The organism is Actinosynnema sp. NPDC049800, from assembly GCF_040656635.1.
Taxonomy (GTDB): Bacteria; Actinomycetota; Actinomycetes; order Mycobacteriales; family Pseudonocardiaceae; genus Actinosynnema.
In genome coordinates, this window is the sequence record NZ_JBFAMT010000061.1 from 1 (window position 1) to 26,897 (window position 26,897).

General features: G+C 72.0%; 28 protein-coding genes and 1 riboswitch. Of the genes, 13 read left to right on the forward strand and 15 right to left on the reverse strand.

The window, feature by feature from the left end; translation table 11 throughout:
* Positions 1-101: 101 nt before the first annotated feature.
* Both AB0I91_RS38365 and AB0I91_RS38370 read right to left on the reverse strand, forming a co-directional pair.
* Positions 102-893: a SigB/SigF/SigG family RNA polymerase sigma factor gene (locus tag AB0I91_RS38365; protein ID WP_498783901.1), complete on the reverse strand. Its 792-nt coding sequence runs from the start codon at positions 891-893 to the stop codon at positions 102-104.
* Complete coding sequence (locus AB0I91_RS38370) at positions 890-1,321, reverse strand: ATP-binding protein (RefSeq protein WP_498783903.1); 432 nt, start codon at positions 1,319-1,321, stop codon at positions 890-892. The genes AB0I91_RS38365 and AB0I91_RS38370 overlap by 4 nt, the downstream gene beginning before the upstream one ends.
* Positions 1,322-1,446: 125 nt before the next feature.
* Between AB0I91_RS38370 and AB0I91_RS38375 the strand changes: the two genes are divergently transcribed.
* On the forward strand, positions 1,447-2,202 hold the full coding sequence (locus AB0I91_RS38375) for an ATP-binding protein (protein WP_498783905.1): 756 nt from the start codon (positions 1,447-1,449) through the stop codon (positions 2,200-2,202).
* 21 nt (positions 2,203-2,223) lie between these two features.
* Here the strand turns inward: AB0I91_RS38375 and AB0I91_RS38380 are convergent, their stop codons facing one another.
* Positions 2,224-2,643 (reverse strand): STAS domain-containing protein, encoded by a 420-nt coding sequence (locus tag AB0I91_RS38380; protein ID WP_498783907.1) that lies wholly within the window; start codon positions 2,641-2,643, stop codon positions 2,224-2,226.
* Between the two features lie 444 nt (positions 2,644-3,087).
* Between AB0I91_RS38380 and AB0I91_RS38385 the strand changes: the two genes are divergently transcribed.
* The 8 genes from AB0I91_RS38385 to gcvP all read left to right on the forward strand — a co-directional run bounded on the left by AB0I91_RS38385 (position 3,088) and on the right by gcvP (position 11,016).
* Positions 3,088-3,330 carry a hypothetical protein gene (locus AB0I91_RS38385; protein WP_498783909.1) on the forward strand — a complete coding sequence of 81 codons (243 nt, stop codon included), beginning with the start codon at positions 3,088-3,090 and terminating at the stop codon, positions 3,328-3,330.
* Between the two features lie 70 nt (positions 3,331-3,400).
* Positions 3,401-3,988, forward strand: a complete 588-nt coding sequence (gene clsA, locus AB0I91_RS38390; RefSeq protein WP_498783911.1) for a cardiolipin synthase ClsA — start codon at positions 3,401-3,403, stop codon at positions 3,986-3,988.
* Positions 3,989-4,049: 61 nt separating this feature from the next.
* Complete coding sequence (gene gcvH, locus AB0I91_RS38395) at positions 4,050-4,433, forward strand: glycine cleavage system protein GcvH (protein WP_387499723.1); 384 nt, start codon at positions 4,050-4,052, stop codon at positions 4,431-4,433.
* A 113-nt stretch (positions 4,434-4,546) separates the two neighbouring features.
* Positions 4,547-5,008: a glycogen accumulation regulator GarA gene (gene garA, locus AB0I91_RS38400; protein WP_033427969.1), complete on the forward strand. Its 462-nt coding sequence runs from the start codon at positions 4,547-4,549 to the stop codon at positions 5,006-5,008.
* Between the two features lie 14 nt (positions 5,009-5,022).
* Positions 5,023-5,697 carry a transcriptional regulator FtsR gene (gene ftsR / locus AB0I91_RS38405; protein WP_498783914.1) on the forward strand — a complete coding sequence of 225 codons (675 nt, stop codon included), beginning with the start codon at positions 5,023-5,025 and terminating at the stop codon, positions 5,695-5,697.
* A 143-nt stretch (positions 5,698-5,840) separates the two neighbouring features.
* A complete protein-coding gene (locus tag AB0I91_RS38410; RefSeq protein WP_053720858.1) occupies positions 5,841-6,314 on the forward strand; it encodes a bifunctional nuclease family protein in 474 nt (157 codons plus the stop codon).
* A gap of 848 nt (positions 6,315-7,162) precedes the next feature.
* Positions 7,163-7,729: a MerR family transcriptional regulator gene (locus AB0I91_RS38415; RefSeq protein ID WP_308257181.1), complete on the forward strand. Its 567-nt coding sequence runs from the start codon at positions 7,163-7,165 to the stop codon at positions 7,727-7,729.
* Positions 7,730-7,884: 155 nt separating this feature from the next.
* Positions 7,885-7,975, forward strand: a riboswitch (glycine riboswitch).
* Between the two features lie 152 nt (positions 7,976-8,127).
* Positions 8,128-11,016, forward strand: coding sequence for an aminomethyl-transferring glycine dehydrogenase (gene gcvP / locus AB0I91_RS38420; RefSeq protein ID WP_499641250.1), 2,889 nt, complete (start codon positions 8,128-8,130; stop codon positions 11,014-11,016).
* A 263-nt stretch (positions 11,017-11,279) separates the two neighbouring features.
* Here gcvP and AB0I91_RS38425 read toward each other — a convergent pair whose 3' ends face one another.
* Positions 11,280-11,684 (reverse strand): DUF3224 domain-containing protein, encoded by a 405-nt coding sequence (locus tag AB0I91_RS38425; protein ID WP_499641252.1) that lies wholly within the window; start codon positions 11,682-11,684, stop codon positions 11,280-11,282.
* A gap of 49 nt (positions 11,685-11,733) precedes the next feature.
* Between AB0I91_RS38425 and AB0I91_RS38430 the strand changes: the two genes are divergently transcribed.
* Positions 11,734-12,693 (forward strand): helix-turn-helix transcriptional regulator, encoded by a 960-nt coding sequence (locus tag AB0I91_RS38430; RefSeq protein WP_498783920.1) that lies wholly within the window; start codon positions 11,734-11,736, stop codon positions 12,691-12,693.
* 130 nt (positions 12,694-12,823) lie between these two features.
* Here AB0I91_RS38430 and AB0I91_RS38435 read toward each other — a convergent pair whose 3' ends face one another.
* From AB0I91_RS38435 to AB0I91_RS38445, 3 genes are all read right to left on the reverse strand, one after another.
* Positions 12,824-13,357 carry a hypothetical protein gene (locus AB0I91_RS38435; protein ID WP_498783921.1) on the reverse strand — a complete coding sequence of 178 codons (534 nt, stop codon included), beginning with the start codon at positions 13,355-13,357 and terminating at the stop codon, positions 12,824-12,826.
* 394 nt (positions 13,358-13,751) lie between these two features.
* Positions 13,752-15,533 (reverse strand): substrate-binding domain-containing protein, encoded by a 1,782-nt coding sequence (locus AB0I91_RS38440; RefSeq protein WP_498783923.1) that lies wholly within the window; start codon positions 15,531-15,533, stop codon positions 13,752-13,754.
* Between the two features lie 98 nt (positions 15,534-15,631).
* The gene (locus tag AB0I91_RS38445; protein ID WP_498783927.1) at positions 15,632-16,456 is read right to left on the reverse strand and encodes a 3-methyladenine DNA glycosylase; all 825 of its coding nucleotides are present in this window, start codon (positions 16,454-16,456) and stop codon (positions 15,632-15,634) included.
* Between the two features lie 297 nt (positions 16,457-16,753).
* On the opposite strand from AB0I91_RS38445, the gene AB0I91_RS38450 reads away from it, so the two are divergent.
* A complete protein-coding gene (locus tag AB0I91_RS38450) occupies positions 16,754-18,118 on the forward strand; it encodes an MFS transporter (protein ID WP_499641255.1) in 1,365 nt (454 codons plus the stop codon).
* A 446-nt stretch (positions 18,119-18,564) separates the two neighbouring features.
* Here the strand turns inward: AB0I91_RS38450 and AB0I91_RS38455 are convergent, their stop codons facing one another.
* The 3 genes from AB0I91_RS38455 to AB0I91_RS38465 all read right to left on the reverse strand — a co-directional run bounded on the left by AB0I91_RS38455 (position 18,565) and on the right by AB0I91_RS38465 (position 20,390).
* Entirely contained in the window at positions 18,565-18,834 is a 270-nt protein-coding gene (locus AB0I91_RS38455; RefSeq protein WP_498776846.1) for a hypothetical protein, read from the reverse strand.
* A 61-nt stretch (positions 18,835-18,895) separates the two neighbouring features.
* Positions 18,896-19,828 carry a CU044_5270 family protein gene (locus AB0I91_RS38460; protein ID WP_499641257.1) on the reverse strand — a complete coding sequence of 311 codons (933 nt, stop codon included), beginning with the start codon at positions 19,826-19,828 and terminating at the stop codon, positions 18,896-18,898.
* Positions 19,821-20,390 (reverse strand): RNA polymerase sigma factor, encoded by a 570-nt coding sequence (locus tag AB0I91_RS38465; RefSeq protein ID WP_499612106.1) that lies wholly within the window; start codon positions 20,388-20,390, stop codon positions 19,821-19,823. The genes AB0I91_RS38460 and AB0I91_RS38465 overlap by 8 nt, the downstream gene beginning before the upstream one ends.
* Before the next feature lie 158 nt (positions 20,391-20,548).
* Here AB0I91_RS38465 and AB0I91_RS38470 point away from each other — a divergent pair, with 158 nt between their 5' ends.
* A complete protein-coding gene (locus tag AB0I91_RS38470) occupies positions 20,549-21,211 on the forward strand; it encodes an LmbU family transcriptional regulator (protein ID WP_498776852.1) in 663 nt (220 codons plus the stop codon).
* On the opposite strand, the gene AB0I91_RS38475 is transcribed toward AB0I91_RS38470, so the two are convergent.
* The 5 genes from AB0I91_RS38475 to AB0I91_RS38495 form a co-directional block, all read right to left on the reverse strand.
* Entirely contained in the window at positions 21,180-21,632 is a 453-nt protein-coding gene (locus AB0I91_RS38475) for a nuclear transport factor 2 family protein (protein ID WP_499641259.1), read from the reverse strand. The genes AB0I91_RS38470 and AB0I91_RS38475 overlap by 32 nt on opposite strands.
* A gap of 63 nt (positions 21,633-21,695) precedes the next feature.
* Positions 21,696-22,730, reverse strand: coding sequence for a hemolysin family protein (locus AB0I91_RS38480; protein ID WP_498776856.1), 1,035 nt, complete (start codon positions 22,728-22,730; stop codon positions 21,696-21,698).
* Positions 22,727-24,067 (reverse strand): hemolysin family protein, encoded by a 1,341-nt coding sequence (locus AB0I91_RS38485; protein ID WP_499612110.1) that lies wholly within the window; start codon positions 24,065-24,067, stop codon positions 22,727-22,729. Before AB0I91_RS38485 ends, AB0I91_RS38480 begins: the two co-directional genes overlap by 4 nt.
* A gap of 151 nt (positions 24,068-24,218) precedes the next feature.
* Positions 24,219-25,259: a LacI family DNA-binding transcriptional regulator gene (locus tag AB0I91_RS38490; protein ID WP_499641262.1), complete on the reverse strand. Its 1,041-nt coding sequence runs from the start codon at positions 25,257-25,259 to the stop codon at positions 24,219-24,221.
* 114 nt (positions 25,260-25,373) lie between these two features.
* The gene (locus tag AB0I91_RS38495) at positions 25,374-25,982 is read right to left on the reverse strand and encodes a TetR/AcrR family transcriptional regulator (RefSeq protein WP_499612112.1); all 609 of its coding nucleotides are present in this window, start codon (positions 25,980-25,982) and stop codon (positions 25,374-25,376) included.
* Positions 25,983-26,047: 65 nt separating this feature from the next.
* Here AB0I91_RS38495 and AB0I91_RS38500 point away from each other — a divergent pair, with 65 nt between their 5' ends.
* The gene (locus tag AB0I91_RS38500) at positions 26,048-26,812 is read left to right on the forward strand and encodes an SDR family oxidoreductase (protein ID WP_499641265.1); all 765 of its coding nucleotides are present in this window, start codon (positions 26,048-26,050) and stop codon (positions 26,810-26,812) included.
* The last annotated feature ends 85 nt before the right edge of the window (positions 26,813-26,897 follow it).

Consider the following 26,897-nt stretch of genomic DNA (forward strand, 5'->3'; position numbering starts at 1 on the left):
TCGTTGGTGAGGTTTCTGCTGTCCTGCGGGTGGCTGTCCCGCTGCCCGCCTGACCCGGGTCAGGCGCCCTCCGCGCGATTCTTCTCGCTCCGCGCGCCGTCCTACTCGGTCAACCCCTCGCGCAGCTGCCGCAGCGTCTTGGCCAGCAGCCGCGACACGTGCATCTGCGAGATGCCGACCTTCTGCGCGATCTGGGTCTGCGTCATGTTCCCGAAGAACCGCATCACCACGATCTTGCGCTCCCGCTCCGGCAACTTCTCCAGCAACGGGTGCAGCGCCTCGCGCTGCTCGATCGCCTCCAGCTCCGGGTCCTCCTCGCCGAGCGTGCTGCCCAGCGAGATGGAGCTGTCGTCGGCCACGAGCAGGTCGTCCAGCGACGCGCTGTGGTAGGCGTTGCCGGCCGCCAGTCCTTCGTGGATCTCTTCCCGGGTCAACCCCAGGTGCTGCGCCAGCTCGCTGGGCGTCGGCGCGCGGCCGAGCTCCTGCGACAGCCGCGCCGACCCCGCGTTGATCGCCAGGTGCAGCTCCTTGAGCCGCCGCGGCATCCGCACCGACCAGCTGGAGTCGCGGAAGTACTTCCGGACCTCGCCCATGATCGTCGGCACCGCGAACGACAGGAAGTCGCTGCCGCGTTCCGGGTCGAACCGGTCCACGGCGTTGATCAACCCGACCGTCGCCACCTGCACCAGGTCGTCGTGCGGCTCGCCGCGGTGGCCGAACCGCCGGGCGATGTGCTTGGCCACGGGCAGGTGCTCGGTCACCAGCTCGTCGCGCAGCCGCTCCCGCTCCGGGTCGTCCTTCGCGGTCGCGGCGAGCCGGACGAACAGCGGCGCCAGGTGGTCGTAGTCACCCTGGGTGCCGGACCGCGTCGTGCCCCCGTCCGACCCCGTCACGCATCCACCGTCCCCAGCGACCGCTTGACCAGGTCGATGTGCACCTCGAACGCGTCCGCCTGCGGCGCGACCCACGTCGTGACCGAGTCGACCAGCGCGCTCAGCACCCGCCAGCCGAAGCTGTCCCGGTCCGGCGGCGCCGACCGCTGCGAGCCCACCTTGGTGAACACCTGCACCGAACCGTCGACCACCACGAACTGGGCGCTGAGCACGGCACCCCCGGCGGCCAGCGAGATCAGGGTCGAGCACGCCTCGTCGACCGCCAGCTTCAAGTCCTCGATGGAGTCAAGGTCGAAGTCCTGCCGCATGGCGATGTCCGCCGCCACGGCTCGGACGATCGACAGCTGCGTGGGGTCGGCCGCCATCCGCAACTCGACCCCGGCCAGGGCGTTATCCGACTCACCGCTTCGCGGCTCAGTGTGCGACACGCTCACCTCGTCGTCCGTTCTGTCTCGTTGTGCTGCTGAAGCTATCGATACCCGAATTGATCGTCGTTCACACGTGTAGCCGACGCGCGGGCCGGGAAGACTGCTTGGTGCGACGGGGAGGCCTTTTGACCGATCAACTCGCGGACCACCACTGGGGTGTCGAGTTCCCGGCACAGCCCGGGCAGCTCGCCGTGGTACGCGCCCGGCTCGACGCGTGGCTGGCCGCCGAGGGACTGCCGGAGGACGACCGGTACGACCTGCTCCTCGCGGTGAACGAGGCCGCGAGCAACGCCGTGGAGCACGCCTACGGCCCTGACGAGCACGGTCTCGTCCACATCGACGCCGACGCCAGGCCCGACGGCAGCGTGCGCGTCGTGGTCAGCGACCACGGCGGCTGGCGCGTGCCGCCGCCGACCCTGACCGCCCGCGGTCGGGGTCTGCTGCTCATGCGCGAGAACGTCGACGAGGTGATGGTCGACCGCAGCGCGACCGGCACCACCGTCACCCTGGTCCTCGGTCCGCGCCACCGCTCTCGCGGCACGTTGCTCGCCGTACCGCCACCGGTCGACCCGGTGGACGTGACGGCCCGTGACGGCTGGGTGGAAGTGCACGTTCGCGGCGACGTCCCGGCGCACGCCGCGCCCGCCGTCCGTCGCCGCATCCTGACCGCCGCACGGGGCGGGACCGTACCGGTGGTCGTCGACCTGCGCGCGTTGGGCGAGCGCAGCGAGGGCCTGATCCGCAGCCTGCGCGCCGTCGCCGACGCCGCCGCCGCGGCGGGCAACCGGGTCGTCGTGCGCGCACCCGAAGACGGCCACGCCCGCCGCGCACTCGTCGCGGCGGGCGTGGACCAAGTCGTCGACCTGGTGCCGCACGTCTAGCCCCGGTCCGTCATCGCCGGCTCAGCGGGACTCGTCGGCCTCCAGCGCCTGGTCGACCGACTCGAAGACGCTGAACACCTCGCCCAGGCCGGTCGCGGCCAGCGGGCGGGTCACGGCGCGCTCCACCGCCACGACGCGGAACGCCGCGCCACGGCGCTTGGCGTGCTGCGAGGCCTCCACCAGCACCGCGAGGCCGGCCGAGCCGAGGAAGCTGACCCCCGACAGGTCCAGCACCAGGGCGCTGCCCGCGTCGAGGTGCTGCAACGCGTCCGCCCGCAGTTGCGGCGCGGTGAGCATGTCGATCTCACCGCTCACCGCGAGCACGGTGACGCCTTCGGCCGCGGTGCGCGCGGCGAGTCCGAGCTGCCCGGCCCGCGGGCTCTCGGCCGCGGCGGACTCGGCTCCGCTCGTCGCCACGACGTCCGGATCCTGAACCGTCACGAGGCACTCCTCTTCAGCTGGAACCGCTGGGTGGGAAGCCCGGACGCACCAAGTGTGCGCGCACTACAGAACAGCAGCGTGGCGGAAACGTTTCCCCGCTAGCCGGACTTCCCGGCGCGGCTGTTGGCTCAACCGCTGCGCCACCCACCGTACGGAGCCGGTCGCGACACCACAAGCGCGTGGGTGGCGCCCTGATAGGCACCAGTGTAATGCGCTGTTCGGTGTGCGGTGGACGACGCACGGTGAACGGTTTGGGGCCGCCGGGGCCGGTTACACCTCGAGGGAAGCGTTACCGCCCGTGGCGCGCAACTGGGCGACACAACCGCCCGCCGGCCGGAATCGGGCATGAATGAGGAGGTGGTCTCGACCACAGTCGCGCAGAATCGGGTGACGGGGATAACGCCGCGAGAGCCGTGAGCGACAACCCTGGTGGAGGGATTTCACATGAGCACCAGAACGGAAACCGAGTCCGAGCCCGCGAAGCGCGGGGCGGCGCGTGCCGGCGCCACAGGCGCGGCGGCGCTGCCCACAGCCCCCTGCAGCGTGGTGTGGAGCAAGGGCCACGCCTACGTGCTCGAAGGTTTCCGGGCCCGCTGGGTCGGCGTCGACGACCGAGGTCGTCCGCAGGCGCTCAGCGGTGACGAACTGCAACGCCGCGGCTGGAGCCGCACCCGTTCGAACAACTGAACGAGCCCGCGAGGGGTCGCACCGCGAGTCGACCACCGGGGCACGCCGGGCGGCCATCTACAGTGCGGACGTGTCGCACGATCCAGCCGACCGGCTGCTGACCATCCCGAACGCGCTGAGCGTGTTGCGGCTGCTCGGCGTGCCCCTGTTCCTGTACCTGCTGCTCGGGCCGCACGCCGACGGCTGGGCGCTGGTCGTGCTGGTCGCGGCGGGCCTGTCCGACTGGCTCGACGGCAAGATCGCCCGCTGGCTCGACCAGGCCAGCAAGCTCGGCGCCCTGCTCGACCCGGCCGCCGACCGCCTCTACATCCTCGCCACGCTGGTCGCGTTCGTCGTGCGCGGCATCGTGCCCTGGTGGGTGGCGGCGGTGCTGGTCGGCCGCGAGCTCGTCGTCGGCGTCTGCCTGCCCGTGCTCCGGGCCCGCGGCTACGGCCCGTTCGAGGTCAACTACCTCGGCAAGGCGGCCACGTTCAACCTGCTCTACGCGTTCCCCATGCTCCTGCTCGCCCAGGGCGCCTCCACCGCCGCGCAGATCGCCCGTCCGGTGGCGTACGCGTTCATGGTCTGGGGAGGAGCCTTGTACCTGTGGTCAGGCGTGCTGTACGTCTACCAGTTCGGCCTCGCGATGCGGCGACGGCCGGGTGTCGCGCCGGCCTGAAGGTCGACGTGGGAAGATCCGGCGGAGCGTTGATCCACCGTCATTGAAGGAGCACACCGCGGTGATTCCCGAGGAGCTCAAGTACACCGAGGAACATGAGTGGGTGCTGCGCACCGGTGAGGACACCGTGCGCGTGGGCATCACCGACTACGCCCAGGAACAACTGGGTGACGTCGTGTTCGTCCAGCTCCCGGAGCTCGGCGAGCAGGTCGCGGCCGGGCAGACGCTCGGCGAGGTGGAGTCGACCAAGAGCGTGTCCGACATCTACGCGCCGCTCGCGGGCGAGGTCGTCGCCCGCAACGACTCGCTCGACCAGCAGCCCGACCTGGTGAACTCCGACCCGTACGGCGAGGGTTGGATGGTGGAATTGCGGCTGGAGGACCCGTCCGCGGTCGACGACCTGCTCGACGCCGCCGCGTACCAGGAGCTGGTGGCACAGGGGTGACGTCGATCTTCCGGCGGCTCTTCGGTCGGTGGGGGAGCCGCTCCTCAGACCAGGGTTCGGGCACGATAGGTTCTAGCGGTCTCGACGGTTCCAGCAGCAGGAGGAGAGCTCAGGTGAGCACGAACGACGGGCCAGGCGTTCCGCCCGAGCAGTCCCCGGAGCGGACCTCCGTTTTCCGGGCCGACTTCCTCGCCGAGGTCGAGGGCGCCGAGGCGCCCGCCCAGGAGCCGGCCGTCGCGGGTGTCGACGCACTGCCCGCCGGTTCGGCGCTGCTCGTGGTCAAGCGCGGCCCCAACGCGGGGTCGAGGTTCCTGCTGGACCGCGACACGACCAGCGCGGGGCGGCACCCCGACAGCGACATCTTCCTCGACGACGTGACGGTCTCCCGCCGCCACGCCGAGTTCCGCCGCGAGGGCGGCGAGTTCGTGGTCATCGACGTGGGCAGCCTCAACGGCACCTACGTCAACCGCGAGCCCGTCGACCAGGCGGTGCTGGCGAACGGCGACGAGGTGCAGATCGGCAAGTTCCGCCTCGTGTTCCTGACCGGTCCGGGCGCCGGGGGCCAGGGGGCCTGAGCGATGGGGCTCCGGTGACGGCGGCCGGGCGGCCACGCGGGGGGTTGAGCATCGGGGCGGTGCTGGCGCAGCTGCGACCCGACTTCCCCGACGTCACCATCTCCAAGATCCGATTCCTGGAGTCGGAGGGCTTGGTCCGCCCGGCGCGCACGGCCTCGGGGTACCGGCAGTTCACGTCCGCCGACGTGGACCGCCTGCGGTACATCCTGTCCGCTCAACGGGACAGGTACCTGCCGCTGAAAGTCATCAAGGAGCAGTTGGACGCGGCCGACCAGGGCGCGTCGAAGGCGATGCGCGCGGTCGACCTCGCACCGGCCGCCGGGCACCGGGTCACCCGCGAGGACCTGCTGGCGCGCGCGGGCATCGAGCCGGGCGTGCTGGCGGACCTGGAGCAGCACGGCCTGATCAGGCCAGGTGCGGGCGGGTTCTACGACCACGAGGCCGTGCAGATCGCCTCGACGGTGCGGGCGATGGCCGAGCACGGCCTGGAGGCCCGGCACCTGCGCCCCTTCCGCGCCGCGGCCGACCGCGAGGTCGGGTTGGTGGAGCAGGTCGTCGGCGCGGCCCACCGCTCGCGCGACCGTGACGACGTGGTGCGGGAGTTGGCGGCGCTCTCCGTAACGCTGCACACACTCTTGGTGAAGGTCGGTTTGCGAGAGGTCGTCGGACGACCTGTTTCGCCGAGGTGAACACGTGTCCGCATCGTGATCCGAAGCGGGCGGGCGGTTGCGCACAGGGCCCGCTTGGCGGGTAGCGTCGAAAGAGTACGTGGGGGATCCTCGTTGGTAGCGGGGACGCCAGAATTTCAGCGCGCTGAGGGAGGCGAGACCCGATGAGCGAAATGCGCGTCGTCGGCGTGCGGGTGGAACTGCCCGCCAACCAGCCGATCCTGCTGCTGCGCGAAACCGAGGGCGAACGGTACCTGCCGATCTGGATCGGATCGGTCGAGGCCACGGCGATCGCGTTGGAGCAGCAAGGTGTCCGTCCTGCCCGGCCGTTGACGCACGACCTGCTCAAGGACGTCATCGGAGCCCTCGGCCGGCAGCTGGAGCAGGTGCGGATCACGGACTTGCAGGAAGGCACCTACTTCGCGGAACTCGTCTTCGACGGCGACATCCGCGTGTCCGCGCGGCCGAGCGATTCGGTGGCGCTGGCCCTGCGGATCGGCGTGCCGATCCACGCGGAGGAGTCGGTGCTGGCGGAGGCGGGCCTCATCATCCCGGACGAGCAGGAGGACGAGGTCGAGAAGTTCCGCGAGTTCCTCGACTCCGTATCGCCCGAGGACTTCCGCGGCGCCGACACGTAACCGTCCGCCCCCACCACGCCCTGCCTACCGGCACGGCCCCGGCACACCAGAGCACGCCTCCCCACAGCCGTCCACTGACACGCCCTTGCCCACGTCCTTCCCGAAGGAAGGGCTTCGTGTCATCCCGCCGACCTGGCTCCGCCCTACCGCGCGTGTCAAGGGGGCTGTGTGTCCCTTGCCGCGCCCGTCCACCGATGCCTGCCCCCTTGATACGTGTGGTAGCCCGTAGGAGGTCGGTGGGATGACACGAAACCCGCACCACAACGGACCCGGCGCGTACCCACCCACCCCGCCGTCATCCTGCTGATCTGCCCGTCCGGCGAGGACATGCTTTTCAGCCTGCACGCACCCCCGCCGCACCCCGCCGCACCCCTACCGCCTGGGACCGCACACCACTGCCCCGGGCCTCACACCAACCTGCCGCTTGCGGACAAGCGGGTCGGGTGCTTGACAAAACCAGCCCGTCACCGATCCGTCGAACCGCTCTCCACCACGCCCCGCGAAGGGCCGCGCCCAACGGCCCCACACCGTCAACGGCCCCTCGCGAGCGTGTGCGGTGCGTTGTGGATCAACCCCGCGTGCCACCTCCAGGTGTCACGCCTCTGGGTTACACAACGTCAACCTTCGTCCGCTAAACGATCACTAAACGTCACCCGAATGGCTTACGACAGGCGACTCTCTCAACCTCAACCTCACGTTGAGGCAAGACACGCCCAGCGCGTCGCGTTGACCTGCCCCCTACCCGGTCTTACCGTCGAACTCAGGTGAATTGCCACGGTGTGATTCGGGCACCGCGGCGGCTTCACGTTGGTCGCCGGTCGTCGTGACCGGACCGAGGGGAGGCAGGCGTGGTCGAGGAAGCGCCCATCCGGGCCGGATCCGGCGAACAGGGTGAGCTGTTCCCGGACTCCTCGCTGCCGGACGAACTGGTCGGGTACCGCGGCCCCGCCGCGTGCCAGATCGCGGGCATCACCTACCGCCAGCTGGACTACTGGGCGCGCACGGGGTTGGTCAACCCGACGATAAGGAGTGCCCACGGCTCCGGCAGCCAACGGCTCTACTCGTTCAAGGACATCCTGGTCCTCAAGGTCGTCAAGCGGCTGCTGGACACCGGTGTCTCGTTGCAGAACATCCGGGTCGCGGTCGACCACCTGCGCCGCCGCGGCGTGCAGGACCTGGCCCGGATCACGCTGTTCAGCGACGGCACCACCGTCTACGAGTGCACGTCGCCGGAAGAGGTGGTCGACCTGCTCCAAGGCGGCCAAGGGGTGTTCGGCATCGCGGTCTCCGGCGCGATGCGGGAGATCAGCGGCACGATCCACGACTTCCCCGCCGAACGCGCGGACGGCGCCGAGATCGTGGAGCCTGCCGACGACGAGCTGTCCCGCCGGCGCCGCACGAGGGCCATCGGCTGACCGCCCGGCGCAAGGCGGCCGGCTGACCGACGTGCTCGCCCGGCGCAACGCGGCCGGCTGACCGGCCCGCACACCCGGCGCAACGCGATGAGATCCACGTCGCGCCGGCGGTACCGCTCACCCACCCGCCGGGTACGATTTCGCGCGTAGTCGCTTTATCCCGTGCGGGAGAGTCCGAGCCAGTCTCGGCGCCGAAGGAGCAAATCCTCCCCGGAACCTCTCAGGCGCAAGGACCGTGCGGGTGAGACGCCTCTGGAAAGCGGGTCGGCCACCACCGACCGACCCCGCCGACGGTGCAAACCCGACAGCCGGGTGAAGCTCTCAGGCGCCCGCCGGGCAGAAGACAGAGGGGGAGGGCAACGGCAGAAGTCTGTCCGGAGCCCTGGAGGCCAGCACCGATGACGCAGGACCGCATCCCCCTCGCCGCACTCGAGCACGGCACCCCGTTCGCCGACCGGCACGTGGGCCCGCGGCCCGCCGAGCTGGCCCGCATCCTCGACGTGATCGGTGTCGGCTCCCTGGAGGAACTGGCGCAGCACGCCGTCCCCGAGTCGATCCGCGAGCGCGACCTGGTGCTGGACCTGCCCGCGCCCGCCACCGAGACCGAGGCGCTGGCCGAGCTGCGCGCCCTCGCCTCCCGCAACCGCCCGATGACGCAGATGATCGGGCTCGGCTACTACGGCACGACCACGCCGCCGGTGATCCGCCGCAACGTGCTGGAGAGCCCCGCCTGGTACACCGCGTACACGCCGTACCAGCCGGAGATCTCCCAGGGCCGCCTCGAAGCCCTGCTGAACTTCCAGACGATGGTCGCCGACCTGACCGGCCTGCCGCTGGCCAACGCCTCGATGCTGGACGAGTCCACCGCGGCCGCCGAGGCCATGACGCTGGTTCGCCGCGCGGGACGGTCCAAATCGAACAAGTTCGTCGTGGACGCCGACACGCTGCCGCAGACGCTGGCCGTCATCGAGACGCGCGCCGAGCCGCTGGGCATCGAGATCGTGACCGCCGACCTGTCGCAGGGCATCGAGGGCCTCGGCCTCGGCGGCGACTTCTTCGGCGTGCTGCTGTCCTACCCCGGCGCGTCCGGCGTGGTGCGCGACCACGCGGCGGTCGTCGAGGAGATCCACAAGGCGGGCGCGCAGGCCGTGGTCGCCGCCGACCTGCTGGCGTTGACGCTGCTGCGCCCGCCCGGCGAGATCGGCGCGGACGTCGTCATCGGCACCACGCAGCGCTTCGGCGTGCCGATCGGGTTCGGCGGGCCGCACGCGGGCTACATGGCCGTGCGCCAGGGCTTGGAGCGGCAGCTGCCCGGCCGGCTCGTCGGCGTGTCCGTGGACGCGGACGGCTCGCTCGCCTACCGCCTCGCCCTGCAGACGCGCGAGCAGCACATCCGCCGGGAGAAGGCGACCAGCAACATCTGCACCGCTCAGGTCCTGCTGGCGGTGATCGCGTCGATGTACGCGGTGTACCACGGTCCGGAAGGGCTGAAGGCGATCGCGACCCGCGCCCACCGGATGGCGACCGTGCTGGCCGCCGGCCTGCTGGAGGGCGGCGTCGAGATCGTGCACGGCGAGTTCTTCGACACCGTGCGCGCCCGCGTCGAAGGACGTGCCGCCGCCGTCGTCTCCGCCGCGCGCGACCTCGGCGTGAACCTGTGGCAGGTCGACGACGACGTGGTGTCCATCGCGTGCGACGAGACCACCACGCGCGAGCACCTGGTCGCGGTGTGGAAGGCGTTCGGCGTGACCGTCGCGGACGTGGACGGCCTGGACGCCGACACCGCCGACGGCATCCCCGCGGACCTGCGCCGCACCAGCGACTACCTGACCCACCCGGTGTTCCACTCGCACCGCTCCGAGACCGCGCTGCTGCGCTACCTGCGCGCGTTGTCGGACAAGGACGTCGCGCTGGACCGCAGCATGATCCCGCTGGGCTCGTGCACGATGAAGCTCAACGCCACGGCCGAGATGGAGCCGATCACGTGGCCGGAGTTCGCCGACCTGCACCCGTTCGCGCCCGCGTCGGACGCCGACGGGCTGCTGAGCATCGTCGGTGACCTGGAGCGGTGGCTGGCCGAGGTCACCGGGTACGACGCGGTGTCGTTGCAGCCGAACGCGGGCAGCCAGGGCGAGTTCGCGGGCCTGCTGGCGATCCGCGCCTACCACCGCGCCAACGGCGACGACCACCGCGACGTGTGCCTGATCCCGTCCAGCGCGCACGGCACCAACGCCGCGTCCGCCGTGATGGCCGGGATGCGGGTCGTGGTCGTCAAGTGCGACGACCACGGCAACGTGGACATCGAGCACCTGCGTTCGACGGTCGACGCGCACCGCGACGACCTGGCCGCGATCATGATCACCTACCCGTCGACGCACGGCGTGTACGAGGACACCGTGCGCGAGGTGTGCGGGCTGGTGCACGACGCCGGTGGCCAGGTGTACGTCGACGGCGCGAACCTCAACGCGCTGATCGGGTTGGCGCAGTACGGCAAGTTCGGGTCGGACGTGTCGCACCTGAACCTGCACAAGACGTTCTGCATCCCGCACGGCGGCGGTGGCCCGGGTGTCGGGCCGATCGGCGTGCGGTCGCACCTGGCGCCGTTCCTGCCGAACCACCCGTTGCAGCCGTCGGCCGGTCCGGCGACCGGTGTCGGCCCGATCAGCGCCGCGCCGTGGGGTTCGGCGTCGATCCTGCCGATCTCGTGGGCGTACGTGCGGATGATGGGCGCCGACGGCCTCCGCCGCGCCACCCTCACCGCCGTGGCGGCGGCGAACTACGTGGCCCGCCGCCTGGACGAGCACTTCCCGGTGCTCTACACCGGCGAGGGCGGTTTCGTGGCCCACGAGTGCATCCTCGACCTGCGGCCGATCACCAAGGCGACCGGCGTGACGGTGGACGACGTGGCGAAGCGGTTGGCGGACTACGGGCTGCACGCGCCGACCATGTCGTTCCCGGTGGCGGGCACGCTCATGGTGGAGCCGACGGAGAGCGAGGACCTGGGCGAGATCGACCGGTTCATCGACGCGATGATCGCGATCCGGCACGAGATCGACCGCGTCGGCTCGGGCGAGTGGCCGGTGGACGACAACCCGCTGCGCAACGCGCCGCACACGGCGGCCTCCATCGCGACGGAGTGGAACCACCCGTACAGCCGGGAGGTGGCGGTGTTCCCGGCGGGCACGTCGGCGCCGAAGACCTGGCCCCCGGTGCGCCGCATCGACGGCGCCAAGGGCGACCGCAACCTGGTCTGCTCCTGCCCGCCGGTCTCCGCTTACGGCGGCTGACCACCCGCCGGTCTCCGCTTGCGGCATCTGACCGGTCTCCGCTCACGGCGGCTGACCGGTTCCCGCTCACGGCGGTTGCCCACCGCGGCGTCGCACGGGAACCCGGGGGGACCGGGTTCCCGTGCGGCACCGTCGTGGCTCAGCCGGTCGCACGCGCAGCGGGCTGTCGCAGGGCGCCACGACGAACCCCTCACCCACGAGGTCGCGCGGACCAGTCGAGTGATTACGCACTGTCACCCGATCGGGTTTCCGGACGTCGACGATCAGGCGAGCTCGTAGTCCAGTTCGAACCGTCCCGGCTCGCCTTGGGCCCACGTGATCCGGCCCGTGCCGGTGAGGCCCGCCAGCTCGCCGGTGGCGGAGGTGATGGTGACGGTGGCGTCCGCCACGCCGTCGTGGAAGCCGCCGACGTGGTGCAGGACGAAGCTGCCGGTGCGGCCGTTCAGGGCCCCGGTGACGACCTCGTAGCCGGTCGAGGCGCAGGAGTCGTCGTCCGCGTACGACATGACGAAGCGCAGGTCGCCCACGGCTTCCAGGTCACCGGTGTAGGTGGCCGTCATGCCGCCGACCGTCTGCTTCGGGCCGGTGACCTCGTCGTAGCGCTTGCCGTCCCACGTGTGCTCGTCCCAGCTCTTCATCTCCGCGCGTGCGGTGGCGTGTGTGGTCATGGGGTGGAGCCTGCCGGACGTACCTGACAGTTCCTGTCAGGATGGTCCGATGCGCGCCAGTCGGTTGCTGTCCCTGCTCCTCCTGCTCCAGTCGCGCGGCCGGATGACGGCGCAGGAGCTGGCGGACGAGCTGGAGGTCTCGGTCCGCACCGTGTACCGCGACGTGGAGGCGCTCGGCGCGTCCGGCGTGCCCGTGTACGCCGACCGCGGGCCGGCGGGTGGCTACCGGCTGGTCGACGGGTACCGCACCCGGCTGACGGGGTTGACCACCGAGGAGGCCGACTCGCTGTTCCTGGCGGGTATGCCCGGCCCGGCGGCGGAACTCGGGTTGGGCGCGGTGGTGGCGGCGGCGCAGCTCAAGGTGCTCGCCGCGCTCCCGCCGGAGCTGCGGTCGCGGGCGTCGCGGGTCCGGGAGAGGTTCCACCTGGACGCGCCCGGCTGGTTCCGCGGCAACGAGGGGACGCCGCACGTGGCCGAGATCGCGGAGGCGGTGTGGCAGCAGCGGCGGCTGCGGATCCGGTACGTGCGGTGGGCGGGGGTCGAGGTGGAGCGGACGGTCGAGCCGCTCGGGCTCGTGCTCAAGGCCGGCACCTGGTACCTCGTCGCCCGGACGGACGGCCTGCGCACGTACCGGGTCTCGCGGGTGCTGGAGCTGACCGCGCTGGACGAGCCGTTCGACCGGCCCGAGGGGTTCGACCTGGTCGAGTACTGGGCCGGCTGGTCGGAGCGGTTCGAGGAGCGGATGTACCCGATGCGGGTCACGGTCCGGATGACGCCGGACGGGCTGCGCGGCGCCCGGGTCCTGCTCGGCCTCGTCGCCGCCCGGGAGTTGGAGGGCGTGGAACCGGAGGGGGAGTGGACGACCGTCCGGGTGCCGGTCGAGTCGCTGGACCACGCGCTGGTGGACCTGCTGCGCCTCGGGCCCGAGGTGGACGTGGTGGAGCCGCCGGAGCTGCGCGAACGCGTCATCGCCCGGATCGCGGCGATGGCCGCCGTCTACCAGCGCTGACGGTCGCCAGCCGGCGCTGGTGGTTGCTGATCGGCGTTGACGGGCGCTGGCGGGCGTTGACGGGCGTTAGAGGGCATTGGAGGGCGCTGACCGGGAGGGAGGCGCGCCCCGGCGGGACGCGCCTTCCGGGTCAATCGATCGTCGTGGCGTTGCTGTAGTTGCAGATGGCCGGCGCCATCACCTGCGCGGCGCTGCCCCAGCCGGCGCACTGGTAGGACGAGTGGCCGTACCAGTTGTGGCCGAACTCGTGGGCGGCCAGGAGGGCGTCGTCGTTCACGCCGCCCATGTAGAGCGCGATCCGCTGGCCCGCGCCCCAGTTGCAGCCGACCACCCGACTGCCGCCGCCGCAGTCGGTGATGTAGCCGTTGCGGCACTCGACCGGGGTGCCGCTGGAGCTCTCGGTCAGCCCGCTCCACGCCCGCGCGCCGGTGCGGATCGCCGACGCGTACGGCGAGCAGGAGCTGAGGATGCGGTACGTCCGGGGGTTCGGCACGGGCCACGCCGCCGCCGTGGGACCTTCGGACAGCACCTCGGCAGGTGCCGCCGCCAATTCCACGGCACTGGTGCCGTGCCCTTCCACGGTGAACGCGCTTTGCGAGCTCGGCGCCACGAGAACGGCGAGCACCAGCGCCAGCAGGGCAGGCGCCAAGAAGAGTTTCCTCACCTTGTTCGTCCTTTCGTGTGCAGGGATCTCGACGTTGTGCAGGGACGTCGAAGCACTCGAAGTTACGAGACCATTGGGCGCCGATCAACCGGGTCGGACCGCGATTGATCAGCGCGGAAACGATCAGATTACGGCCACCGGCCAGGGGTGATCCGATTCCGGGAAAGATCGGAAATGCGTCGGGTGTGAATTTAACAGGTCGAATGGCGCGGTCAGGTCCGTCGATCGGCGCAATTCGACGCGATGTCGCCACGCGCCGCAGCCGTCGTTCGCGGAAATGGGGTCACCGCGGCGACGGCTGCGGCCGTTCGAGTGCCGAGGCGCGTGGTCCCGGTCGCCGTGAGCAGCCGTCGAGGCCGGCCCAGCCGCTTCGGCCGCGATCAGTCGGCCGCGATCAGTCGGCCGAGAGGAGCTGGCCGAGGGCGGCGTCCACGCCGCGGCCGTCCTCGACCACCGACAGCGTGCCGCCGGTGGACCGGGCCAGCTCCGACAGCGGCGCGCGTTCCGGGTCGGGACCGAGCGCGATGACGCTGATCGCGATGTCCTTGCCCGGCTGCTTGAGCGACGCGAGCCGCGACGTCAGCTCCTCGAACGTCAGCCCGCCGTCGTTCACGCCGTCGGTGAGCACCACGATCCGGTTGCGCTTGCCGTCCTGGTAGTCGGCCAGCACCCGCTCGTACAGCGCGAGCACGCTGGTGTAGAGCTGCGTGGCGCTGCGGGGCTCCAGCTCGGCGACGCCGTCCAGCAGCGCCTGCCGCTGGGTGGCGACCGGTCCGGTGGCGACGAGCTGCCGGTACGGCTTGTCGCCGTCGAGCTGCCGGGAGAACTCCCACAGCCCGAGCGACCCGGACACCGACCGGTTGACCTGCCCGGACAGCGCCTGCTTCACCCAGTCCATCCGGCTGCGGCCCTCGCCGCCGGGCTCCTCCATCGACTTCGACGTGTCCACCAGCACGGTGACGACCTGGCCGTTGTCGGCGGTCGCCCACGCGGCCGAGATCTGCTGCGTCGTGTTGGCGTCGGCGGAGGTGAGCGTGTCGGTCACGGCGGCCCACCGGATGCCGGGCGACGGCTTGGGCCGCTCGGTGGTCGCCTCGACCCGCAGGCCCGCGCCCGCCAGGATCTTCTGCTGGTCCGGCTCGCGCAGGAACTCCCGGAACGCCTGGGCCGCGCGCACCTGGGCCTCGCCGACCCAGTCGCCGGCCAGCGGCACGAACGGGAAGTCCGCGATCGGCGTCGGCCCGCCCGCCGCCACCCCGTACAGGGGCTGCGACGGCGCCGTGCCGCTGTCCTTGCCGGTGTTGTGCCGGTACAGGTCCACCTCGAACACCGGCACCGCGCTGTACCCGGCCGCGTTCACCGCGTCGCCGTCGGACAGCGCCTTCAACGCCTCCCACGTGCTCGCGGGCGTGTGCTCGGGCTTGGACGCCGACAGCCGGCTCATCGTGCTCTTCACCGGTTCCAGCGCCAGCATCTCGGTGGTGACGGGGCCCTTGCCCTCGGGGCTCGCGCCCGCCAGCGCCGCCTGCACGGCCATCGCGGTCGCCGTGCTCGCGGTCGGGTCGGGCATGGCGACGGTGAACCGGCCCCACTCGGGGTGGCCGAACCGGCCCCAGCCGTCCGCCGCGCCCGCGAGGTCGGGCAGGTCGGTCCAGCGGAACCCGGAGCCGGACTGCACCGCCTGCGCCGCGTCCTGGGGCAGGGCGAGCAGCACGGGGCTGGCCGCGATCGACTCGGGAACCGCGCCGAGCAGGGCGGCGTTCTGCGCGGCGAGGCGGTTGGCCCACAGCATCGAGTCGGTGACCCACGCGTGCGGCCGTTCGCCGATCTTGGCGGTGTCCCAGCCCTGGGTGAGGCCGTGCAGCACGACCTCGGAGTCGATCGACTGCACCTCGATCTCGATGCAGTGGTCGTAGACGACGGGCCGCTGCCTGCTCCACGCCTCGGCGACCTGCTTGACCGCCTCGGCGACGCTGGGCGTCGAGGAGACCCGGAGCAGCGCCTGGCCCTCGTGGCAGTCGCCCGCCTGGGCCGCGGCACGGCGTTCCACCAGCCCGCCGACCCAGTTCCAGCCGAGCCACCCGAGCACGATGAGGACCACCAAGCCGACGATGGCCACGGGCCACGTCGCGATGCCGCGCCGCACCTTCGTCCGCAGCGCGCGGTGTCGAGACATCGTCTTCCCTCTCAGCGTCCGACCGGATACGGCTGGCGAATCCCGACCGGCGTCACGCTAACAGGTAACGTCTGCGGATCGGGTGAAGTTACTCCAGGTCATCGAGCGGCGACGGCCGCCGTCGCGAGCACGCGGCTCAGCTCGATCAGCCTGGCCCTCAGCGGCGCGGCGGCCTCGGCGAACGCGCTCTGCCGCCGGACGTACTCGGCGCGGCCCTCGGCGGTCTCGATCGGCACCGGCTCGTAGCCGAGGTCGGCCAGGTCGTACGGGCTGGCCCGCATGTCCAGCTCGCGGATCCGCACGGCCAGCTCGAAGCAGTCCGCGACCAGCTCCGACGGCGTGGCCGGGTCGAGCTTGTAGGCCCACTTGAACAGGTCCATGTTCGCGTGCAGGCAGCCCGGCTGTTCCAGTTCGACCTGCGTCTCGCGGGTCGGCTGCACCGCGTTGCGCGGCCGTGCGTCCGGGGTGAAGAAGCGGAACGCGTCGAAGTGCCCGCACTGCACCCGGTGCGACTCGACCACCCGGTCGGTGCCCTCGCTGCCCAGCCGCAACGGCCACGCGTCGTGCCGCACCTGCTCCGGCCGCTGCCGGTAGACCATCGCCCACTCGTGCAGCCCGAAGCAGCCGAGCCGGGGCGCGCGGCCGGCGGTCGCGGTGAGCAGGCGGCCGGCGAACTCGATCGTGTTGGCCCGTTCCCGTGCGAACGCCTCGACGTCCAGCGTCACGCCGTCGGTGGTGCGCCGGTAGACGGGCCACTTCAGGTAGGCGAGGGCGGCGTCGCCTTCGAGGACCACGCCGGGGCCGGGGTGCCAGCGCTCCAGTCGTGACGGGCGGTGCGAGTAGTAGGAGAACAGGAAGTCCAGCACCGGGTGCTTGCGGCCGGCGGCCTTGCGCTCGTGGTGCGGCCCGGTCCAGCGCCTCATCCGGGCCGCGTGCGCGTCACGGCGCGCGGTCCACTCCGATTGCGACAAAACGACCCCCACGAGATGACAGGGTACTTCGGGTCGGGCGGGGGTCGGTCCGAGCCCGGTGCGTGACGAGATCGACTCACGTTCGGTGCGGGTCGGTGGGACCTGGCGGTGGGCTGCTGGGCGGGACTGGTCTCAGGTGAAGTTGAGCAGGCGGTGTTTGGTCCGCGCGATTCGGCGATCGTTTTTGCATGGGTGCACTACACGCTAAAAGGACTGGCGTTGTCGGCACATGTTGGCAGGGTGTGGACCATGTCCAGGGGGTGGGTGCGGCTGCAGGCCGTCGTGGTGTCCGGTTCGGTGGCCGAAGGCCTGATGTTGTCGGTGTTGCCGTGGATCGCGGCGACGATCACGTCCGACCCGCGGCAGCTGTCGCTGGTCAACGTGGTCGGCCAGTCGCCGTGGCTGTTGTTCTCGCTGGTGGCGGGCGTGCTGATCGACCGGGTGCGGCGCAGCGCCATGCTGACGTGGGCGTACGCGGTGCAGGGGTGCGCGGCGCTGTCGATCGCGGTGGCGGGCGTGACGGACGCGTTGAGCTTGCCGCTGCTGGTGGTCGTGGCGTTCGTGGTGACGTCGGCGCAGGTGCTCGGTGACGGCACGACGGGCGCGTTGGTGCCCGAGGTGGTGGAGCAGGGGCGGTTGGCGGCGGCGAACACGCGGCTGATCGTGATCGACCGGGGCGTGGTGCAGTTCGCCGTGCCGCCGGTGGCGGGTTTCCTGGTGGCGTTCGGCCTCGGCACGCCCGCTTGGGTCGCCGTCGTGGCCGCTGTGGTGGCGTTGTTGCTGGTCCGGGGGCTGCGTTCGGCGCGGGTGTCGGGGGCGGTGTCCGGGGCGGGGACGGTGTCGGGGGCGGGGGCGGGGGCGGGGGAAGCGTCGGCGAAGAAGCACCCGTTGCGTGACATCGGTGAGGGGTTGAGGTTCCTGGTCCGCACGCGGCTGCTGTTGTCGATCACGGTGGCGGTGGCGCTCGGGTCGTTCGCGGCGAGCGCCACGATGTCGATGTTCGTGCTGTACGCCAAGGAGTTGCTGGGGCTCGGCGCGGTCGGCTACGGCGTGATGCAGGCGGCGATGGCGGCCGGGTGGGTGGCGTCGTCGTTCGTGGTCGCCCGGGTGGTGCACCGGCTCGGGTACGCGTGGTCGATGCGGCTCGCCCAGGTCGGGATGGTGGTGACCGTCGCGCTGTTCGTCGTGCTGCCGCCGTGGGCGTGGGCGATCGGGGCGGTGATGTTCGTGCAGTCGGCGATCGTGATGGTGTGGAACGTCTGCTCGCAGTCCAGCCGGCAGCTCTTCACGCCGTCCGCGCTGCTCGGGCGGGTGCTCACCAGCCATCGTGCGCTGGCGTGGGGCCTGACGCCGCTGGGCGCGCTGGCGGGCGGTTTCGTCGCCGCGGGGTTCGGGTTGCGCGCGGTGTGGGTGATGGCCGCGGTGATCCAGGTCGGCGCCCTGATCACCGCGTGGCGCGGCCTCTCGCCGAGGGCGTTCAGGGAGGCGGAGTTGGTGGCGGCGGGTGAGGTGAAGAGCGGTGAAGATCAGGGGCAGGGGCAGGGGCAGGGGAAGGGGAAGGGGAAGGGGAAGGGGAAGGGGAAGGGGAAGGGGCAGGAAGTCGGTCACGCCTAGGTCGTGTTCCGGACGGCGAGCTGACTCCGCTCAGTGCGGGAGCGGCACGTTGCGTGGTCGGAAAGGGAATCGGAAAGGGAAAGAGTCCTCGCCGGACGGGCAGATCAGCAGGATGACGGGCCGGTGGGTGGTTCGGCGGCGGGTCCGTTGTGGGTCGGGTTTCGTGTCATCCCACCGACCTCCCTACGGGCTACCACACGTATCAAGGGGGGCGACATCAGTGGACGCCGAGGTATAGGTGAGACAGCGCCCCCCTTGACACGCGCGGTAGGGCGGAGCCAGGTCGGCGGGATGACACGAAGCCCTTCCTTTGGGGAAGGGTGTAGGCAAGGGCGTGTCAGTGGACGGGCGCCTGGGCTGGTGTTGGGTGGGCTGCGCAGGCGTCCCCGGCAAGGGGACCCCTGTTTTTATTTTGCCGGCGAGGTCTGACAATTTGAGGCGGTCGGTTAGAGCGGAGGGATCAGGCCTGGGAATTTGCGGGCGCCCACGCAGTGTGGGCACTCGCGGCCGTTGTCGACGGTTCGCGGGGTGCCCCCGATCACGGCGGAGGTCGGATTGGCGATGAACCCCGCCCCGCCGCACAGGTGGCAGATGGTGCGGGGTTCCGAGGTCACGCCGAACAGGTCGTCCTCGTCCTCGACGTCATCGTCGTCGAACCCGTCCTCGTCCTCATCGGGGTCGAAGTCGTCCTCGTCGTCATCCTCACGCGGATCCACGTGACCAACCGTAGTCGGGTGGGACCGGGCGCGCCCCGGCGGACCGGTCCCACCCGCGGGGTCACGGCAGCTGCCCCACCTGGTCCACCACTGCCCGCGCGGTGATGGCGTGGAAGTTCGTGCCGAGCAGCTCGTAGGTCTTCGCGTCGAACACGATCACCACCGGCTTGGCCTTCGGCGACGAACCCGGCGGCACGGGCCACGTGATGCCGACCCCCGGCCGACCCGCCGCGTCACGAGCGTCCGCCACCACCGTCAGCCCCGGCACGCGAGCCGCCGCCTCGTACAGCGCCGCCCTGCTCAACGGCGGCAGGAGCGACTCGTTGATCAGGCCGAGGACGTCCTTGCCGCGCGCGTTGACGCTGCCCGGCTCGCCGCTGGCGTTCGCGTCGAGGTAGGTCAGCATCCCGTCCACGTCGGTCGGCAGGTCGGACCGGTACGCCGGGCGCGGCTCGCACGGCTCCGTGCCGAGCACCACGGCAGGATCCTTGAAGACCTCCTGCTGCCCGTTCACGCACCCCGGGAACCGGGACGTCGTGCCGTCGGGGTGCTTGAGCAGGCCGTCGTGGGTGCCGTCGACCGACAGCCAGATCTCCCGGGCCGGCTCCGGGCCCGCCTCGCTGCGCGTGTACACGAACTGGTCCGGGCGGGGCGGCGCGGACGGATCGGCGCGGGCCGCCCTGGCGGCGAACGCCAGCAGCCGCACGGGGTCGGTCACCGGCTCGGCCACCGGGGACGTCGTGGACTTGGTCAACGCCTGGCCACCCGGCGCGGGCTGACCGGAGGGCAGCAGCGTGATCGTCGCCGCCACGGCCGCCGCCAGGCCGATCGCCGACGCGCCGACCAGCGAGTACCTGGACCGGCGCTTGCGCAGCCGCACCGTGCCCCGTTCGGCGATGCCGGCCAGCAACGCCGCCCGCGCGGGCGCCAGCGCCGCCTCGTCCGGCAACGGCGTCTCGTCGCCCAGTTCGCGCAAAAGCTGCAGGTCATCCATTGTTCAGCAACTCCTCGACCTCGGTGGGGTTCCGCCCGCCCAACGCCTCCCTGACCTTGCGCCGGGCCCGGTGCAAGCGGGACCGCACCGTGCCGACGGGGATCGTCAGCGCCGCCGCGACCTCCTCGTAGCCCAGCTGTTCCCACGCCACGAGCAGCAGCACGTCGCGGTCCTCGGCGGACAGCCCGTCCAGCGCGCCCGCCAGCCGCGACCGCACGGCCCACGCGGTCACCTCGGCGGCGACGCGGTCCGAGTGGTCGTGCTCGGCGAGGTCCGCCGAACGCTCCCGGTAACGGCGCGCCTCGTGCCTGCGGTGCTGTCCGACGAGGTTGGTCGCGATGCCGTACAGCCACGGCCGGGCGTCCGGTCTGGCCGGGTCGTAGCGCTGCCGCTTGTCGAACGCGGTCAGGAACGTCTCGGCCACGAGGTCGTCCGCGACCTGCGCGCCGAGCCTGCGCTCGAGGTACCGCCGGATGTGCGGCGCGTGCCGGTCGAAGATCGCCGCGAAGGCGTCCGGCTCGTGCCGCGACCGGTCGATGATCTCGGCGTCGGTGGGTGTCATGGTGGCCTTTCCGGCTGGTTCCCGGTGAAGGGCGGTCACCCGTTATCCGCCGCCCGGCCCGATCGGGTTCACGGTGTGAGCGGAAGTTGACCGGTGTGTGAGGCCCCCTGGAGTAACAAGAACACCCATAAGCTGATCAGGGGGAGCAAGTGGACAAGGTGAACGCAGTGCAGCGCCGTCGTCCCGGCGGCGCGGTCGAAGGCCGGATCCTCACCACGCCGGTGGGGCTGGCGTTCCCTCGGGACGTCACGTTCGAGACGTGGGAGCAGGCGGGTCAGCGGATCTCCCGCATCGCCAGCTCGTCGGCCTGGTACCTGGGTGACTGGCTGGTCTTCGGGCAGGACAAGTACACGGACAGGTACCGCCGGGCGGTCGAGGCCGTGGGGCTGGACTACCAGACGCTGCGCAACTACGCGTGGATCGCGCGGAAGTTCGAGCCGTCACGGCGTCGTCAGGGCCTGCCGTTCCAGCACCACGCCGAGGTGGCCGCGCTGCCGCCGGCCGAGCAGGACGAGTGGCTCGACCGAGCCCAGCGGGAAGGCTGGTCGCGCACGGCGCTGCGGCGGGCGTTGCGGGAGAGCCGCGACCCGGGCGCGAGGTCCGAGCGGGTGGTGATGCCGCGGGTCAACCCGGGCAGCGACGCGGTGGACCGGTGGCGGCGGGCCGCGATGGCCGCGAACGCCGACTTCGAGGCGTGGATCGTGACGGCCCTCGACCGCGCCGCCGACCAGGACCTCGAGTTGGTCAGCGTGCCGCCGTTGGCGGAACTGCCGGAGGAGCGCGAGTACGTCAGCTTGCCCGCTGTGCGGCCAGCGTCATGATGTGCTGATTGCCCGTGGCCCACGTCGTGGTCATGGTGATCGCGTCGATGCGCCAGCCGCCGTCGGCGCGCACGAGGCCGAAGCGGTAGTGGCCGCCCAGGGTCCAGGTCGGGTCGCCGTGCGGGTTCGCCAGCACGTGCACGGCCTGGAACTGGGCGGTCACCACGGCCCGGTCGCCGTCGACGTCGACCAGGTGGTTGGACACCAGGTGCTGCGTCGCGTCGAGGCCGCCGAGCCCGGCGCGCCACCCGGCGACGACGTCGGCGGCCGCGAGCCGGGCGGGCTCGCCGCCGGTGAGGCTGGTGTAGTCGAGGTCCACCTCGTCGGCGAACACGGTGAGCAGGGCGTCCCAGTCGCGGCGGTCGGCGAACCACGCCATGCGGGTGGTCGCGTCGACGATCTCGAAGCGGTCGTTGATCACGGCGAGAACCTTAGGCGGACGGGCGTGGCGCGGGGCCGGAATCACGGCACCCGCGCCACCCCGTCACAGCTCGCGGCGGACGTGCGTGCCGTCGCGGACGGTGCCGACGTACTCCTCGACCAGGTCCTCCAACGCCACCAGGCCGCGCACGACGCCGTCGGCCGACACGGCCTGCGCCAGGTGGCTCTGCGAGCGCCGCAGCGCCGCCACCGCGTCGTCCAGGCTCGCGTCCACCGGCACCCGCGGCAGGCCGCGGACCCGGCCCGGCGGCACCCGCGTCGACGGGTCGGCGTGCGCCAGGTCCAGCACGTCCTTCACGTGCAGGTAGCCGATCAGCCGGTCGTCCTCGCGCACCGGGAACCGGGAGAAGCCGGTGGCCGACACGGCGGCCTCCACCTCCTCCATGGTCGGCCGCGACGGCACCGACGTGATCCGGTCCAGCGGCACCAGCACGTCGGCCACGGTCCGCTCGGCCGACGACAGCGTCTGCGTCAGCCGCCGGTGCTCGGAGTCCTCCAGCAGGCCTTCCTGCCGCGACTGCCCGATCAGCAGGGCCAGCTCGTCCCGCGTGTAGGCCGACTCCAGCTCGTCCCTCGGCGTCACGCCGACCAGCTTCAGCACCGCCGTCGACACCACGGTGAACCCGCGCAGCAGCGGCGCGACCAGCCGGCAGAACCAGTAGTGCGCGGGCACCAGCAGCAGCGCGGTGCGCTCGGGGCCCGCGATGGCCAGGTTCTTCGGCACCATCTCGCCCAGCACGGTGTGCAGCGCCACCACGATGATCAGCGCCAGCGCGAACGCCACGCCGTGCCGCACCGCGTCCGGGATGCCGACGCCGTGGAACGGCGCCTCCAGCAGCGCCGCCACCGCCGGCTCGCCCAGCGCGCCCAGGCCGAGCGAGCACAGCGTGATGCCCAGCTGCGCGCCCGCGATCAGCAGCGGCAGCTCGCGGCCCGCCTTGATCACCGTGCGCGCCCGGCTGCTGCCCGTGTCGGCCAACGCCTCCAGCCGGTCCCGCCGGGCGGTGATGATGGCGAACTCGGCGCCGACGAAGAACGCGTTGCCCGCCAGCAGCAGCATGATCACCAGCACGATCATCGCGACACCCCCGAGTGGTCGGAGGTCGCCGGGTCGACCCGGGCCACCCTCAGCTCGGCGATCCGGTGCCGGTCCATCTGCACCACGGTGATCCGCCAGTCGTCCACCCGGATCTCGTCACCCGCGTCGGGGATCCGGCCCAGGGTGGCCAGCACCAGGCCCGCCACGGTCTCGTAGTCGCCCTCGGGCATCCGGAACCCGGTCGCCTCGGCGATCTCGTCGTCGCGCAGCAGCCCGGACACCAGCCACGCCTCGCCGCCGAGCCGCCGCACCGGCGAGGTCTCCCGCCGGTCGTGCTCGTCCCGCACGTCGCCGACGATCTCCTCGACCAGGTCCTCCAGCGTGACCAGGCCCGCCGTGCCGCCGTACTCGTCGACGACCAGCGCCGTCTGCAGCCCGGAGGCGCGCAGCCGGTCCAGCAGCGCGTCGCCCTCCAAGGTGGCGGGCACCGTCTGCACCGGCCTGGTCAGCGCCGATACCGGAGTGGTCGCCCGCTGCGACCGGGGCACGCCGAACGCCTGCTTGACGTGCACGATGCCGCGCACCTCGTCCAGGTCGCCGGTGTAGACCGGGAACCGGGAGAACCCCGTCTCCCGCGCCTTGGCCACCAGGTCGAGCACGGTCGCGTCCGAGCGCAGCGACTCGACCCGCACGCGCGGCGTCATCAGCTCCTCCGCCGTGCGGTCGCCGAACCGCAGCGAGCGGTCCAGCAGGGTCGCGGTGCTCGGGTCGATGGTGCCCTGCTCGGCGCTGGAGCGGATCAGCGCGCCCAGCTCCTGCGGCGAGCGGGCCGAGGCCAGCTCCTCCGCGGGCTCGACGCCGAGCCTGCGCACCAGCCAGTTCGCGGTGCCGTTCAGCAGGGTGATCAGCCACTTGAACACCGCGGAGAACCCGGCCTGCACGCCCGCGACGGCACGTGCGGTCGCCAGCGGCTTGGCGATGGCGAGGTTCTTCGGCACCAGCTCGCCGAACACCATCGACAGCGACGTGGCCAGCGCCAGCGCCAGCGTCAACGCGATCGGCCCGGCCACCGACGCGGGCACGCCGGCGCCGGTCAGCGCGGGGGAGATGAGCTGCGCGATGGCGGGTTCGGCGATGTAGCCGGTGATCAGCGTGGTGATGGTGATCGCCAGCTGCGAGCCGGAGAGCTGGAAGGACAGCGACCGGTGCGCCTTCTCCACGGTCCGCGCCTTGGCGTCACCCACTTGGGCGACGTGCGCCTCGACCGTGCTGCGCTCCAGGGCGGTCAGGGAGAACTCGGCGGCGACCGCGATGAACGTGCCGACGGTGAGGAGCACGACGGCGCCGAGGCCGAGCAGGCTGAACAGGATGGTCATCGGACCCACCGGTGGTGGGCGGGGCGGGGCTGGCAGCCGGGTATCGGACCCGGCTCGGTACTGCAGCCCGGTGACTGCGCGTCGCGCACGGAAGGGATCACTCCTCGTGAGGGGTGGTCGAACGGAGTCCAGAATAGAGCGTAATCACCGGTCAGCGCAGTCCGATACCGCTGGGTTGCGAAGTCGACGCCCGGAGCACGACCTCGCCGGCGACCCGGACCGTGCGCGGGGAGGCCACCACGTCGTCGAGCACCAGCCGTGCCGCCCGTTCGCCCATCTCCTCCAGCGGCAGGCGCACGGTGCTCAGCGCCGGCACCAGGTCGCGCAGGGTGGGGATGTCGTCGAACCCGGCGACCGAGACGTCCTCCGGCACCCGCAGGCCGTGTTCGCGCAAGCCCGCCATCGCGCCGAGCGCCATCACGTCGTTCACGGCGAACACGCAGGTCGCGCCGGTGCGCGCGGCGATCAGGTCGGCCACGGCCGCGTGCCCGCCGTCCCGGGTGAAACCGCTCGCGATCACGTTGGCGTCGGGCAGCTCCAGCCCTTCGTCGGCCAGTCCCGCCTTGAACCCGGCCAGCCGGTCGCGCGCCACCAGCAGGTCCGGCGGCCCGGCCAGCACGGCGAACCGGCGGTGGCCGAGCGCGGCCAGCCTGCGCGCCAGCGCACGGGCGCCGGAGCGGTTCGCGGGCACCACCGTGTCCGTGCCGAGCTTGGCCTGGGAGACGCACGCCACCCGGCCGCCCTGCGCGGTGAACGCGGTGATCTCCTCGGCCAGCAGCCGTGACGCCGACCGGTCGGTGGTGCGGCTGCCCGCGATCACCAGGGCACGGGCCCGGTGCGCGCGCAGCGTGTTGACCAGCTCCACCTCGCGGCGCGGGTCGCGGCCGGTCGTGCCGAGCACGACGACCAGCCCGGCGTCCTCGGCGATCCTCGTCACACCGGCGGCGATGCTGGAGAAGTAGGGGTCGGCGATGTCGTGCACGACCAGGCCCACCAGCACGCTGGAGTTGCGGGCCAGCGCCTGCGCCGAGGCGTTGGGCAGGTAGCCGAGCCTACGCGCGGTGCCGAGCACGCGTTCGCGCAGCTCTTCGCTGACCTGCCGGGTGCTGCCGTTGAGCACGCGTGACGCGGTGGCGAGCGACACGCCCGCGTGCTTCGCCACTTCCGCCAGCGTGACCTGCCGCGACGTCAACGCCGCCTCCTTCGCGTTCCTGGTCGGGCGAGACTAGCCGTTTCGCCGGGCGGGGCGGGCGGGAGTTCGCCAGGTCGGGCCCCCGGCGGGCGCTCGGGGCCGACCGGTGGGCGGTCAGCCGAAGTCGTCGTCGAACGCGGCGGCGAGCGCGGCGGCGATCAGGCCGGGCAGGTCCGGGCGGCCGTCCTCCCGGGCCCACCGCACCAGGGCGACGTGCAGGGCGGCCAGGCAGGCGCCCGCCGCGGCCTGCGCGCGGAACTCCGCCTCCGGGTCCGGCGTGTCGCCGAGCACCGCGTCGACGACGGCCTTCTGCGTGGCGTACTGGCTGTCCAGGTGGCGGGCGCGCAGGGCGGGCGTGTCGACCATCAGCCGGAGGCGGGCGAGGAGCAGGTCGCGTTCCGCCGACGGGGCGCCCTCGGCGGGTCCGACGAGGGAGCGGGTCGCGTCCACCAGGGTCCGCCCGATCCGGAGCACGACGGGCTCGTCGGCCGGCCGGGCCGCGACCCGCTCCGCGAGGAGGTCGTCGTACCGGTCGTGGAGCACCAGGTCTTCCTTGGTCGGGAAGTGCCGGTAGACGGTCATCGGCGAGACGCCGGACGCCCGCGCGACGTCGGTGACGGTGGTCGCGTCGTAGCCGTGCTCGACGAACAGCCGCATGGCCCGCGACTGGATCAGGCGTCGGGTCTCCGCCCGCCGGCGTTCGCGCAGGTTCGGCCCGTTCATGCGGGAGACGATACCGTTATGGTAGTAACTACCAACTAGGGAGTAACTAACATTCAGGAGTGGGCATGGGCAGGCTGGCAGGCAGGACCGCGCTGGTGACCGGGGCGTCGCGTGGCATCGGGCGGGCCATCGCCCGACGCCTCGCCGCCGACGGCGCGGACGTCGCCGTGCACTACGGCAGCGACGAGTCGGCGGCGGAGGAGACGGTCGCCGCGATCGAGGCGGCCGGGGGGCGCGCCTTCGCGGTCCGGGCGGAGCTGGGCGTGGAAGGCGATGTCGACACCCTGATGGCCGGCCTGGAAAGCGGGCTGGCCGGGCGGGGGCTGGACATCCTGGTCAACAACGCCGCCGCGCCGCCGGCCGGTCCGATCGCGACGGACACCCCCGAGCGGTTCGACCACCTCTTCGCGGTCAACGTCAAGGCGCCGTACTTCCTCGTCCAGCGGGCGCTGCCGCTGCTGCGCGACGGCGGCCGGATCATCACCCTGACCTCGGTCGCCACCAGGGTGGCCAACCCCGGCCAGGCGTCCTTCGCCATGGGCAAGGGCGCCCTGGAGACGATGACCCTCACCCTGGCCGGCGCCCTCGGCACCCGCGGGATCACGGTCAACGCGGTCGCTCCCGGCGCCACTCGGACCGACGTGAACGGGGCCGTCTTCGACGCCCCTGGGCTCACGGAGTTCATCACCGGCCAGACCGCGCTCGACCGCCTCGGTCGGGCGGAGGACGTGGCCGACGTCGTCGCCTTCCTCGCCTCCGACGACGCGCGGTGGATCACCGGCCAGGTCCTCGACGCCAGTGGCGGCCTCCACCTCGGCCTCCGGGGCTGAGGTCGGGGGAGCACGCGGGACGCCCCTCGCGGACCGTCGCCGATCCCACCGGGAGGTTGACGTCCGCGAGGAGCCGACCGTAGCG